The sequence below is a fragment of the Fodinibius salsisoli genome (assembly GCF_026229185.1).
GTDB lineage: Bacteria > Bacteroidota > Rhodothermia > Balneolales > Balneolaceae > Fodinibius > Fodinibius salsisoli.
The window spans coordinates 283,052-296,833 of sequence record NZ_JAGGJA010000001.1 but is presented as its reverse complement, the minus strand read 5'-3'; the positions used below and the strand labels follow the sequence as shown (position 1 = coordinate 296,833).

Genomic DNA, 13,782 nt, shown 5'->3' with positions numbered 1-13,782 from the left:
TGTTAGACCTTAATCGTTTTATGCATACGACTACACACTATTATAAGCGAGCCGGCATCATAACGAGAGCAGCAGCCTGTGTGTGCATCGGCGTTTGGCTGATGCTATGGCCTTCCGGGGCCTCCGGGCAGGCCTCTGGCAGTCTGGCCCCATCGGATACAACCCTGACGGCCTCTCAGGGAGGTCGCTGGTTTGTGAACCTGCCGGGCGGCGGGCGCATCTGGGCCACCGAAGATCCGTCCATGGGGGACCCAGTGCTGAATGTATCTGGGACCTCGGTGGCAGCTCTGCAGGGCCAGCAGCTGACCGAGCCGATCACCTTCCGGGGCTATGCGAACTATGCGCCCTTTATCCAGCGGGCGGAACTATTGATTTACCGCGGCCGCGATGAAACCCTGAATAATCCGTTGGTGACCCTGCCGGTCGAGCCCGGTTTGTCGATGGAGATTCCGTGGGAAGGCCAGCTGCCGGACGGCCATGGGCTCCAGCAGGGTGGTTCTTTGCTGTATGTGATGCGCGTATATGGTCCGGGCGGGCAGATGGATGAAACCTATCCCCGGAGTATTGAACTGCTGTCCCCGCAACAGATGCAGCAGCGCCGCACCGGCAACCAAATGAACAGCCAGACAGGATCTGGCAATCAGCGGGCCTACGATGGGTCCGAAACCTCCTCAGAAGGGAATGCTTCCGGGCAGGCTGCGGCCACCGAGAGCGTGTTTGGTCGCAGTAATCTTCGCATCCAAAACATCCCGATTGTCGGATCGGCGATTCGGGTGCAGGGGCAGAATATTCCGATTGCGGTCAACCAGGTAACCATCAATGGACGATCTATTCCGGTCGACCGCGACCAGCGGTTTGTGGCCGAGTACCTGTTGCCGGCCGGGTCCCACCAGTTTGAGATCCAGCTGACCGGATCCGGAGAACCTATCAAACGGACGCTGCAGGTGCAGGCCTCCCGGAGCCACTTTTTTATGGTGGGTATTGCCGACGTGACGGCCTCCAAGAACGGCCTGCATGGCAATTTGGAACCCATTGAAGGCAGCGAAAACTTCCAGGAGGATCTGTTGGTGGAAGGACGAATGGCCTTCTATCTGAAAGCAAAAGTGAAGGGTAAGTATTTAATTACCGCCCAGGCCGATACCCGGGAGGAGGAGCTGCAGCATATGTTTGATGGCTTTTTTGGCAAAAACCCGCAGGATCTGTTCCGTCGGATTGACCCCGACCGGTATTACCCGGTATACGGCGATGATGGAAGCACCCACCGGGATATTAATTCTCAGGGGAAGTTCTACGTGCGGGTGAACTGGGATAAAAGTGAGGCGCTTTGGGGCAATTACTCGACCCGGTTTACCGGTACTGAAACGGCCCGGTACCAGCGCGGACTGTATGGTGGAGCCCTGCGGTATAATTCGCCGGCCACCACCCAATGGGGACAAAGTAAACTACAGCTGGCCGGTTTTGGCTCGGATGCACAAACCGTCTATGGGCACAACGAATTTGTGGCTACCGGGGCCAGCGTCTACTACCTGCGGCATACGGATGTGCTGGCTGGGTCCGAGCAAATAACTGTGGAGCTGCGCGATGTGACGACCGGTCAGACCACCCGGCAGCTGACCTTGCAACCAGACGTGGACTACGAAATTGATTACCTGCAGGGACGGCTTATTTTGAAGCGTCCCGTAGCCCAGATGGTTCAGGAGCAGGGACAGGAGCTGATACGCGATACCCCGCAGGCCGACCTGCAGAATGTGTTGCTGATTGATTACGAATATATCCCGAGCGGGCTGGCCGCCGATAATATTACCGCCGGTGCCCGCGGAAAAGCGTGGCTTGGAGAGCACGTAGGCGTGGGCGGAACCTATGTTAATGAAGGGCGTGGATCCGCCGATGCTTACCAGCTGGCTGGTGGCGACCTGACCCTGCGGGCCGGCCGCGGGACCTATCTGAAGATGGAGGCCGCCCAAAGTGATAAGACTCAGGCGCCGGTCTTTTTCTCCGATAACGGTGGTTTGACCTTCACGGAAACGATTCCGGAGGGCGTGGCCGGGTCACGATCTGGCCAGGCCTACCGTGTGGAAGGGCAGGCCAGCCTGGGCACGGTTTTTGGGGGCGATAGCAGCGGATATTGGGACCGAAATCCCTGGACGATCAGCAGTTGGTGGAGCAAACGGGACGGAGGGTTCTCGGTGACCCGCCGGGACTTTGGCTATGATATCCGCGAGTGGGGCGCCGAAGTGGACGGGCAGGTGAGCGAGGGCCTTCAGCTTCGCGGACAAGTGAGTCACCAGCAGGTAACGGCCCCCACCGGTGGAGCGCCGACCAGCACACCGCTACCCGGTACGGCCGCCCGGGAGCGTTCCCAGGCCCAGTTGATTGGGGACTACCGGATAAACGATCATCATACGGTGACCGGTGAGGTTCGGCAGGTGCGTGAGTCGCTGGGCGGGCCGGAAGGGGAAGCGCTCTTGGCTGCCGTAGGCTATGAGGCTCGCCTGGCGGCCGGACTTGAGCTATATGGTATTGGCCAAACCGACCTGTGGTCGGGGGACGACTACCGGGATAATGACCGGCTGACGGGCGGGGCCCGGTACCTGTGGAGAGACCGCACGAGCCTGGGCGGAGAGTACAGCCGGGGGGGGCGCGGGGAGTCTTTTAGCGTCAACGCCAGCCACCAGATCACCCAAAACTACGATGTGTACGGTCGGTACGGCTGGTCGCCGGACTACCGGGGCAACGCCCTGTTTGGGCCGACCCAGCAGGATGGATTCTCGGTGGGGCAGCGCTGGCGGGCGACCGACCGGCTGAATGTGTTCCATGAGAGCCAGCAGATCCAGTCCGGATCGGACACGGGTCTGGGGCACAGCTTGGGGCTGGATTTTATGCCGGCCGAACATTGGCAGCTGGGGCTTCGGCTGGGCGGGGCGCGCCTGCAAGCCCAGAGTGGCCGGGTAGACCGTCGGTCGGTGACGGCTACGGTAGGGGCCCGGGACGGGCAGACCAACTGGAGCAGCAAGTTTGAATACCGGGGGGATCTTGGCGCCGAGGAGCGGACCCAGCTGGTGACCACCCAGCGGATTCGTCATAAGATCAATGAATCCTGGCGACTGGCCACGCGGCTGAATTATGCCGATACCGATGACAAGGCCACGGCGGTGGCGGATGCGCGCTTTTTGGAGTCAAACTTCGGGGTGTCGCTGCGACCGTGGAACAGCACCCGATGGGGACTGCTTGGGAAGGTGACCTACCTGTATGACCGGCAGTCTGTTGGTCAGTTGGGCAGCGACGCGCAGGCGTTAACCGGCAGCAACTTTGACCAGCGATCGTTGGTGGGGGCACTGGAGGCCATCTACCGGCCGCACCAGCGAGTTGAATTGACGGCCAAAGGCGCCCTTCGGGTGGGGGAGATTCGCAATAGAAGCGCCGGGCCTTTTGACCAGTGGTTTACCAGCACCACCCGATTTGCAGCGCTACAGTTACGCTACCAGGTGTGGGGCCGGTGGGATGCACTGGCGGAAGGACGCTGGCGGGAGAACCTGGAGTCCGATGATGCCCGCCGCGGGGTGCTGGTGGGGGTTGACCGGCGGATTACGGATTTCCTGCATATAGGGGCAGGGTATAACTTTACGGACTTCAGCGACCGGCTGACGGACCTGGACTATGATGACCGCGGCTGGTTCATCAACATTGTTGGCATTTATTAACGGATAAATGGTAATACGTATTGATTAAAAAAGCCCGGCACTTTAAAAGTGCCGGGCTTTTTTGTTTCAGGGTAGTGATAATTTAAGGGGATCTTATTTGAGGGTCCCATCTGAAAGATAATGTGGAGCTCATTGAAGCCATTGCCGAGCAGTTCTATATCCCAGTCAAATGGCTACACCCAGACAAGCAGCAGATCCTCAAATCCTGCATCCCAAAAAGACTATACTCAAGAACTCCCTTTCTATAAAAAGTCATCTATAACTAACCCTTTGATTCTAAAGAAAAAGCTTAAGGCATCATAAAAGCTGATCTGTTTATTAGTCGAAAATAATACCATCACAAAGTCTTAAAAGTTCCTTAACACTTCCGTCTTTGAGGTTATATATGTTAGGGCTTCCTAATTTTTAGGAGCAGATAAATACTCAACGGTGCTACTAAAAAAGAATCTATTCTTTACTGTAAGAGGCCTTTATAAAACCGGGCTTGTCATATTCTCCTTTAGAAAGGTTGCCAAGGTAAATCAGACTCTAAAAAAACCTCTCCCGGCCTATTCAGGGTCCGGAGTGACAAGATACGATAGTTTTTAGAAGGGTCTCTGTAACAGAAATGGGTAAACTCAAATTATTAACCACTTAAAATTTCATAATGTATTTAAGGTTACGAAAATTTTTGATGCTATTATTCAAACAACTTCTATATGTATTTATAATTCAGGCCGTTGCTTTTCAGTTTGTGTCGGCCAACCCTGCTTCGGGATCTACAATGGAGAATGCTGTTCAGGCAGTTGACGGAACCATCACCGGAACCGTTGTTGATGCTGAAACAGGAAATCCGCTGCCCGGAGTGAATATATCTCTGAAAGGAACTACAACAGGTACCTCCAGTGGTATAAAAGGACGTTATGAACTGAATGTTCCATCCCTTTCGGACACTCTGGTGTTTTCTTTTATCGGATACCAAACGCGGGAGGTACCCATACAGGAACGAACCCAGATAGATGTGGTTTTACAGCCACAGGCCATTTCGGGCGAAGAGCTCGTGGTTGTCGCTTACGGAGAGCAGAGAAAATCAGATATAACGGGGGCTATATCCTCAGTAGAAGCCGAAGATTTTAATGCCGGGGTCGTTGCAAATCCCGGAGAGATGCTGCAAGGTGTGACAGCCGGTGTAAATGTTACCAGTGCCAGTGGTGAACCGGGGGCTTCACAAGACGTTATTATCCGGGGAGTCGGTAGTTTGCGATCGGGTACCACACCGCTTTATGTAATCGATGGTTTTGTGTTAGACAATTCATCTATAGGAGTTGCCAACAATCCACTAAATTTCATCAATCCTAATGATATCCAAAGTATGGAAGTGCTAAAGGATGCGTCAGCTACCGCTCTTTATGGTGCAAGAGCTTCTAATGGCGTGGTGGTAATCACGACTAAGAAAGGCCAAGAAGGCAATACTCGAATGAGCCTTTCCACTTCTACTTCCTTATCCACCATGGCCAATAAAATTGATGTATTTGGCGCCGAGGAATTTCGAAACCGAGTCTCTGAAGTAGGTGGTACATTGGATGATTTTGGAGGAAGCACTGATTGGCAGGATGAGCTGACGCAGACGGCTCAGTCGCATGACATCAATTTCTCTTTGAGTGGTGCTGCTACCGATAAGTTTAACTATTTCGCATCACTTGGTGTACAAGAACAAGAAGGTATTTTAAAAGAAAATAACCTTGAACGCTATTCCGGAAGGTTAAATATGAATCAGTCTGCGCTAAACGGCCGGTTGGATGTAGACTACCACATCAATGCTGTACATACTGAAAACCTAAGGCCAAACAACGGAGCGATGGTTGTGGATATGCTGCAGCTCAATCCAACGATACCTGTTTATACCGACGGTTCTCCCACCCAGTTGGATGAAATGCTAAACCCGGTTCAGCGATACGATATATATTTAGATGAGGCCGCAAATAATCGCATCCTTGCAAATATTGCGCCTACATTGGAAATCTTCGATGGGCTTCTCTATAAGCTTAACCTCGGGATAGATTACTCAGTAACCGACAGAGATGTACAAACCTCTCCCTATGCACAGCTGGAAGGTTATGAAAATGGTACTTTATCTACTTTCAATACTAAAAATACCAATACTCTTGTAGAAAATACTCTTACATACAGTATAGATACGGATGTTCACTCTGCTACTCTTCTCGCAGGACATTCTTACCAACACTTCTACAACGAGTCAAGAGCGTTATCGATGGAGGGTTTCAGTGACAACGGCATTGAGCCTCGGTACCAGGATCAAACAAGTACTGAAATTACGCCAACCTCTATAAACTCCTCTGCGGAGAAAAATAAACTACAGTCGTTCTTTGGGAGGATAGATTATAGCTATGATAGTAAATACATGCTTACTGCTACGATGCGGGCAGATGGTTCTTCCAAGTTTGGAGAAAACAACAAGTATGGCTACTTCCCGTCTTTTGCCCTGGGATGGAACATAACCGAGGAAAACTTCTTCAACAGTTCTTTTATTGATAATCTCAAGTTACGGGCCAGCTGGGGACAGACTGGGAACCAGGAAATCCCGAGTAAGATTACAAAGCTAAGCTACAGCGAGAGCCGAGACGGTAATAATACCTATCCTTTAAGTCCTGATGCCAGCAATCTGGATGGATATCCCTATGGGACCATATTTACACGGCTGGCTAATCCAGACCTCCAGTGGGAGGTTTCCACTCAGACCGATGTAGGTGTTGACTTTGAGCTCTTCAATAACCGCCTGTCAGGTACATTGGACTACTATAACAAGGTGTCTGACAACATTTTGTTGGAAGTAGTCCCGGCTGATCCTGTCCAGCCTACGTCAACCTATTGGACCAATATTTCCGACATGGAGATTCGTAACTCAGGTGTTGAACTGACCCTTGAGTACAGGAGTGCAGCTTCAAAGGATTTTCAGTACAGCATCGGCGGTAATGTTTCTACTATAAATAATGAGGTTGTAAATTCACCGTATTCGGTATTGACCACAGGTGCAGCCCAGGGAGCGGGACAAACCGGGGCTACGATCAATGGTTACATCAATGAAGAGCCTATCGGATCGTTCTATATGCTGGAGTTTGATGGAATTGGCGAAGATGGACTGAACCAGTTTGTGGATACCAACAACGATGGAGAGGTGCTGGAAGATGACCGCACTGTTGTAGGTAGCGCGCTTCCAAACCTGATTTACGGAGTTCAATTCAACATGAATTATAAAAACCTGGGGCTGGGCCTGAACTTTAACGGGGCTTCGGGACACAAGATTTATAATCACACAGCAATGTCCATCTTCAACAAGGGGAATCTGGCATCAAGCTTTAATACCACAGACTTTGCCACCGAATATCCTGATGAAGCCGCCACCAACTCAAACACGGTATCCACTCGATACCTTGAGGATGGAGATTATATAAGGCTGAATAATGCCACTTTATCTTACCAGATGAGACCGGAACTGATTGGTCTTGAAGGCGTGATCAGGAACTTACAGCTGACGTTAACGGGGCAAAATCTGTTCGTGCTCACCAATTATTCAGGCTACGATCCTGAGGTAAATACCGGTACAACAATGAGTGGTATACAGACCTTTGGTATCGACCATTTCACCTATCCTTCGGCCAGAACCTTTCAATTAGGGGTAAATCTTTCATTCTAAAATGCCGAGAGGTTGTTCGCAGGGGGTTTTGACTCCCAATGAAATAACCCGACATCAAGACAAAAAAATATTTTTTCTAAACATTAAACCATATTCAAAATGAAAAATCGATCTTTAATCACATTGATCATAGGTGTGCTTATCGTAACTATCTCGGGATGTGACGTCCTGGATGAACAGGTCATTGACGAATCACTGACCGGAGCGGGAGAAGCTGAAACCGTGAGTGGAGCTATTGCTCCTGCTTACGGACAGCTTGCCTGGACATGGAGACATACTAACTATTTTGGGCTTCAGCAGCTCGCTTCAGATGAAGCTATTCTTCCTTATCGGGGAGGAACCGACTGGTATGATGGGGGTAAGTTCATTGCGGTCCACCAGCATTTAATGACGCCCAGCAATGACCTGATAACAAGCTCATGGAATGAGGTCACGAAAAATATTTCAAGAACGGTGGCAGCCATTGAAGTATTAAGACCACTTTCAGAGGCTGGAGATACGGAAGCCACAGGCGCATTACATGAAATGATTGCCTTGCGGGCTTATTTAAACATGTTAATGTTGGACAGTTGGGGACTTGCCTTTGAAAAAGAGTCAACGGATGAGACTTCACGTATCCTGAGGGGGCAAGAGGCCATTGACTATATACAGAGCGAGCTGGAATCGGTGGTCGATGTCATCAACACAGATAAAGGTCCGGGCCGGTTAACGCAGGGAGCGGTCTGGGGATTGTTGGCACGGCTACACCTGAATGCGGCGGTGTATCGGGATCCTTATGGTACACCAGATTTTACAACCGAAGATATGGATAAGGTGATCGAATACACGGACAACATTATAAATTCTGGCAATTATGCTCTTTCTTCCGAATATTTTGATCTTTTCAATGACACAAACAGCAGTAACCCTGAGTTGATATTTGCCATTGATCAGCGAGGAGTCTTGAACAACGAGCATAACCGCTGGGCGTATTGGTCGCTTTCAGGGGACTTGTACCCAAGGCCTGAATTTCCGGGAGCGGATGGGACTGATGGTCCGGCAGCGACTCCGGATTTTTACCAAAATTGGGAAGATGCGTATGGTAATGAAGATCCCGCAGAAGCAGATGCCCGGTTCTACAAGGTTGAGACCCCCGTACCCGCTGATTTGCAGGACCTGAGCGGAGTATCTCCTGCTAATGACCAAGATCACTACTTTTGCATCGAAGCCACTGAGTTTGAGGTGGACAAAGGTATTCTTCGGGGAATCATTTGGGGGCCTCGAAAAGGAGACGATGGCAATATTCTTACCTGTGACGATGGAAGGGTTCGGATTTATCCAGTCATAAATACAAGAACAAGAGGGGAGGGAGAAACGGAATATGTTGATCATACATTGAACGTTGATTTTACCAACGAAGGACGATTACATAACACAGGCTACCGTTTCTCCAAATATCAATGCAGCCGCACTTCTGATGATTGCAACAACTACAGTAGTGTGGATATTGTCCTGCTCCGCCTAGGCGAAGTGTACCTGATGCGGGCCGAAGCAAAACTTAGAAATGGAGATGCCGCTGGCGCTTTGGAGGATGTGAATGCGCTCAGAGCTGCGAGGAATGCCCGGCCTGACCAAACGCCACCTGCTTTATCATCCATCGATCTTGACATCTTATACCGGGAGTTAGGATTTGAACTTTATTGGGAAGGACTCAGAAGAACCAATCAAATCCGTTTTGGCAAATATGAGGATTCCTGGACCGAAAAAACAGCCAGTGACGTCGAGAAAAGGTTGTTCCCCATTCCACAAAGTGCTATCGATGGGGCATCTCTTGAAGAAGGCTACCTTGAACAAAATACCGGCTATTAATTAAGGTTTCTAAACCCTGTTCAGAGGCTGTTTCAAAGGCTTAAACCTTTAGGGGCAGCCTTTTTTTTCGATCTAAAAATTTAAATATTTAAAAGAACGTTACTTTTATATGCCTAAGTTTGTACTAATATTCTTATCCACATTTTTGCTTCTCGCAGTTGGCTGTGAGCACGAAAAATCCACAAACGAGAAACCCAATATTATACTCATGGTTGGGGATGGAATGGGGGTAGCACAGGTTACAGCTGCCAACTATTGGAATCCCCAAAAGTCAAACTACTACAACTTTAAGACCGTTGGACTGATGGAAACATCCAGTACCAGTCATAAGGTAACCGATTCAGCTTCCGGAGCTACGGCTATGTCCACCGGCGAAAAAACATATAAAAGAGCAATAGGTGTAGCGTCGGATAGCACACATCTGAAAACGATTCTGGAAGAGCTTCATGACCAGGGTTATCAAACCGGACTGATCAGCCTTACCTCTATTACTCACGCTACACCTGCCAGCTTTTATGCCCATGTGACCGACCGAGATATGCATGAAGAGATCGCTTCGCAACTTGTAGATGCGGATCTTGATTTCTTCGCAGGCGGGGGTTGGAAGTATTTTCTTGAGCGTAAAGATAATCGAAACCTGTTCCATGAGCTGGGGGAAAAGGGGTATGAGATGGATTCCCTGGCTCTTCCTTCAAAACTGGATGGCAGTAAGAAATACGGATCTTTGATAGCTGAGGGCTCCCTCCCATCAAAAGTGCAGGGCAGGGTGGATTTCCTGCAAAGAGCTGCTTCTTCAGCCATCGAATATTTTAAGAAAAGCGACAAGCCCTATTTTCTGATGGTTGAAGGCTCGTACATCGACTGGGGAGGACATGCCGAAGATGCTGAAATGATGATTCAGGAGTCTGTGGATTTTGATCACACAATCGGAACAGTCATGGATAAAACGAAAACAGATGATAACACATTGCTGGTGGTGACCGCGGATCATGAGACCGGAGGCGTGGCCATCGGTAAATATTACGAAGAAGATGAGGTGGGAAATCGTATTGAAGTCCCCGATACCCTTGGGATCCAATTTAATACGGATCAACATACGGCGTCGATGGTACCAGTCTTTGCCAAAGGCTACAAAGAGGAGCTATTTTCAGGGGTTTATGCAAATAACCAGATTTACCATAAACTAATGGAGGTCTGCAAGCTTCCTGATTGAAGCTGATATCCGTTGGGAGTTTGAGGCCTCGTTTTTGTGAAAGTGCAGCCCACTCGCTAAGTCGACCGCATCTGTTTATTTCAAGCTTCGCTTCTCAACGCCCTCGAAGGTGATGGTCACCGGCTTGATGTATCCATTTTCATCAAACTCCAGCTTGTCAATGGAAGTCACCCGGTGATTGGGATCAGTTTCGCCCAGCGGTCGCCGGTGATACACGATGTACCACTCGTCTTCCTCCGGGACTTTAATCAGCGAATGATGTCCGGCACCGGTGGCTACTGAAGGATCCTGTTTTAAGACCACGCCAATCCGTTCGAAAGGTCCGAATGGAGAATCTGCGATGGCATAGGCCACCTGGTAATTGGGGCCGCCCCAGCCCCCTTCCGACCACATAAAATAGTATTGGCCATCTCTGGTAAACATAAAGGAACCTTCCACATAACCTTCGGGGGTAATCTCTTTGAAAATGGTACCATCCTCATAAGGTTCAAAGCCGGTAAAATCATCCTTGAGTTTAACGATGTTGCAATGGCCCCAGCCACCATAAATCATGTAAAACTGGCCATCTTTATCCTGGAAGACAAACTGGTCGATAGGCTGCGCTCCATTATGGAATTTATCCAGCAACGGTTTGCCTAAATAATCTTTGTAGGGACCGCCCGGTTTGTCAGAAACACCGATACCAATTCCACCGTATTGCTCATTATTTTGGATATCATTTGCGGCAAAAAAGAGAAAATATTTGTCATTATTCTGGATGATGGATGGCGCCCACATGGCACTGTCGGCCCAGGCTACAGCTGCTGTATCAATAATCTGATCGTGCTTAGTCCAGTCAACAAGGTTTGGGGAGGAGAAGGCATCCATATGTACCTGTTCGGCGTAAGGTGCCGAAAAAGTGGGAAAGATCCAGTACTCATCGCCAAATACTATCCCTTCTGGATCGGCATACCATCCCTCAAATACCGGGTTTCCGGCTCGTTCAGGGTCTTGTTGCTGGGCAAATAAAGATCCTGAACTCAGGAGTATTATCAGAAGAAGGCAAATATTTTTCATAATGGCTTTTCGCTTGGTTGTTTGTTGAATTGGACGGACTTAGCTGTAATCAGGCAGAAGCTCAAAGAATTTAGCCGAGGTATGGATACCGCGGTAAAAGTCCTTTAGGGCAAACTTCTCATTGGGAGAATGAATGGCATCGCTGTTCAGGCCAAAACCCATCAGGATCGACTGAGCTCCCAGGATTTTTTGGAAGTCTGCGACAATAGGAATAGAACCGCCTTCGCGTGCAAAAAAGGGCTCTTTATCATAGACATTCTCAAAGGCCTGGGCTGCTGCTTGCAGACCATAGAATGAGAGGTCCGTGATGGCCGGATGCCCGCCGTGATGTTCAGTCACTGTCACCGACACAGACTCCGGGGCCAGGGATTCCACATATTCCTTAAACTGCCTAGCAATGGTTTTGGGATCTTGGTCGGGCACCAGCCGCATGCTTATTTTGGCATTTGCTTTGGATGGGAGCACGGTTTTGGCACCTTCTCCCTGGTAGCCGCTCCACAGGCCGTTGACGTCCAGAGTCGGACGGGCCGAAGCACGTTCCAGCGTACTGTATCCTTTTTCTCCGCTCACCGTTTGGAGCCCTAAATCTTTTTTATACTTTTCTTCATCAAACGGCAGCTTTTCATATGCTTCCCGGTCTTCTTTACTTAAGGGTTTGACATCCTCATAAAACCCGGGGATCTGAATCACACCGTCTTCATCTTTTAGCTTGGCAATAATTTCGGCAAGGGCATTAGCGGGATTTTCAACGGCACCCCCATAGACTCCTGAATGGAGATCCCGGTTAGGGCCAACCACTTCTACTTCCATATATGCGAGTCCGCGAAGACCGTAAGTGATAGAGGGCGTATCTTCAGCAAACATGGCCGTATCAGAGATAAGCACCATATCGCAGTCGAGTAGCTCTTTATGCTCGTTAATAAAAGGCACCAGATTGGGGGAGCCGATCTCTTCTTCCCCCTCCAGGATAAACTTTATATTGACGGGAAAATCTTCACCGGATTTCAGGTACGATTCCACCGCCTTTAGGTGCGTGTACGATTGTCCTTTATCATCACTGGCTCCCCGGGCGTAAATATCGCCGTCGCGTACGGTAGGTTCAAAGGGTTCAGTCTCCCAGAGATCCAGCGGGTCTGGCGGCTGTACATCGTAGTGCCCATAGACCAAAACGGTGGGCTTGCTTTCGTCAGTGACAAGCTCTCCATATACAATGGGGTTACCTTCGGTTTCAAAAAGTTCAACCCGGTCCAGATCCAGTTCCTTCAGTTTGTTAATCCAGAACTGGGCCGCTTCTTTGATATCTCCTTTATGCTCGGAACTGGTGCTGATGCTGGGGATGCGAAGCAGTTCGAATAGTTCTTCTTTGAACTGCTCCTTGTTGGCATCAATATAATTGGATACAGTAGACATAATGGTAATATTAGATTGATGTTGCTTATTTCGTATTCCGTTTGAGGATATCAATACGCACTACGGAATACGCAAAAGTTAGAGTATGAGGATATTTTCTGTTGGAATCCATCCGTACAGCCCGTTACTCATCCGTACGTAACTCCAGTTCGGGTGCCGACCGCTGCGCCTGTGATCCACGGTAAAGGTATAGCCTTCAAATGCCTGACTCACAAGCGAAGTCTCTGCCTGTGGATTTTCTACAATGGAGGCTTCTTCGGTAACCATAACGGCTTCCCGATAACGATCACTTATATATTGGGTGTAAAAAGCGGTAGCCATAATCAGTAATGAAATCCCAATGACGACGAAGCTTCCCATCCGAAAATAAGATGGAATCCATGGGATAAACCAGCGGGCTATAAATAGTAAAATGCCGATATTCAGCACAATGATTGCCGCCGCTAACAGGGTTGAAGCGCCAATATTTTTTTGCAGCCAGGTGGTTGCCACATCCCAGGGCAGTTTGGGCAATACGGCAGATTGATGGCTGAACTGACTGTTGACGTACGAAAGAGCCTGTTGAGCTTTGGAGGCGGTTTCTTCAAAGTCAGATGCTTTCAGGTAATAATATTTTGCTTTGCCAAGCGAATCGAGTCGTTGGTAACTGATACCCAAATTAAGGAAAAGGGCCCCGGACCATTGTTTTTGCTTTTCAAGTTGCTGATAGTGTGTGATAGCCCGTTCATACTCTCCGGAGTTGAGCAGTTCATTGGCTTGGTCGAAGGTTGCTTGTGGACTTTGTTGGCCCAAGCCGTGGGTGGGTAATATGAGGACACACAGTATGATCCAAAAGAATAGTCGCTTAATGTTTTTCACTG

At 49.5% G+C, this 13,782-nt stretch carries 7 protein-coding genes; 4 read left to right on the top strand and 3 right to left on the bottom strand.

Annotation, left to right across the window (positions count from 1 at the left end):
• Window positions 1-20 precede the first annotated feature (20 nt).
• The 4 genes from J6I44_RS01085 (at window position 21) to J6I44_RS01070 (ending at window position 10,456) form a co-directional block, all read left to right on the top strand.
• Window positions 21-3,701: a porin family protein gene (locus tag J6I44_RS01085; RefSeq protein WP_265764084.1), complete on the top strand. Its 3,681-nt coding sequence runs from the start codon at window positions 21-23 to the stop codon at window positions 3,699-3,701.
• 673 nt (window positions 3,702-4,374) lie between these two features.
• Window positions 4,375-7,395: a SusC/RagA family TonB-linked outer membrane protein gene (locus J6I44_RS01080; RefSeq protein ID WP_265764083.1), complete on the top strand. Its 3,021-nt coding sequence runs from the start codon at window positions 4,375-4,377 to the stop codon at window positions 7,393-7,395.
• 99 nt (window positions 7,396-7,494) lie between these two features.
• Window positions 7,495-9,243, top strand: a complete 1,749-nt coding sequence (locus J6I44_RS01075) for a RagB/SusD family nutrient uptake outer membrane protein (protein WP_265764082.1) — start codon at window positions 7,495-7,497, stop codon at window positions 9,241-9,243.
• 109 nt (window positions 9,244-9,352) lie between these two features.
• Entirely contained in the window at window positions 9,353-10,456 is a 1,104-nt protein-coding gene (locus J6I44_RS01070; RefSeq protein WP_265764081.1) for an alkaline phosphatase, read from the top strand.
• Window positions 10,457-10,531: 75 nt separating this feature from the next.
• Here the strand turns inward: J6I44_RS01070 and J6I44_RS01065 are convergent, their stop codons facing one another.
• The 3 genes from J6I44_RS01065 to J6I44_RS01055 form a co-directional block, all read right to left on the bottom strand.
• Window positions 10,532-11,512 carry a glycoside hydrolase family 43 protein gene (locus J6I44_RS01065; RefSeq protein ID WP_265764080.1) on the bottom strand — a complete coding sequence of 327 codons (981 nt, stop codon included), beginning with the start codon at window positions 11,510-11,512 and terminating at the stop codon, window positions 10,532-10,534.
• Window positions 11,513-11,551: 39 nt separating this feature from the next.
• Window positions 11,552-12,922 (bottom strand): dipeptidase, encoded by a 1,371-nt coding sequence (locus J6I44_RS01060; protein ID WP_265764079.1) that lies wholly within the window; start codon window positions 12,920-12,922, stop codon window positions 11,552-11,554.
• 78 nt (window positions 12,923-13,000) lie between these two features.
• Entirely contained in the window at window positions 13,001-13,780 is a 780-nt protein-coding gene (locus tag J6I44_RS01055) for a hypothetical protein (RefSeq protein ID WP_265764078.1), read from the bottom strand.
• Between the last annotated feature and the right edge of the window lie 2 nt (window positions 13,781-13,782).